This is a genomic window from Paracoccus sp. S4493 (assembly GCF_000967735.1).
In the GTDB taxonomy this organism is placed as follows: domain Bacteria; phylum Pseudomonadota; class Alphaproteobacteria; order Rhodobacterales; family Rhodobacteraceae; genus Paracoccus; species Paracoccus marcusii.
On sequence record NZ_JXYF01000382.1, the window covers coordinates 1 to 320 of the forward strand.

Here is a 320-nt window from a genome sequence, read left to right on the forward strand (position 1 = left end):
CCGCCGCGCGACGCAAATCAGGCTGCGCGTTCGACCGCCGCGACGATGCCGTCGACGACCTCGCGCAGGACGGCCTCGTCCTCTGCCTCGGCCATCACCCGGATCAGCGGCTCGGTCCCCGATTTCCGGATCAGCACCCGGCCAGACCCGGCCAGACGCGCCTCGGCATCCGCGATCATCCGCTTGACCGGCTCGGCCGCCAGCGGATCGGCACCCGCGGCATAGCGGACGTTCTTCAGCATCTGCGGCACGGGTTCGAACTGTGCGACCAGTTCGCTTGCCGCCCGACCCGTTTCGGCCATCGCGCCCAGCACCTGCAT

The 320-nt window shown here is 70.3% G+C and carries 1 pseudogene; it reads right to left on the bottom strand.

What is annotated here, in order from left to right:
* Nucleotides 1-17: 17 nt before the first annotated feature.
* Nucleotides 18-320: pseudogene (locus TW83_RS17875) on the bottom strand (phosphoglucosamine mutase); the annotation flags it as partial.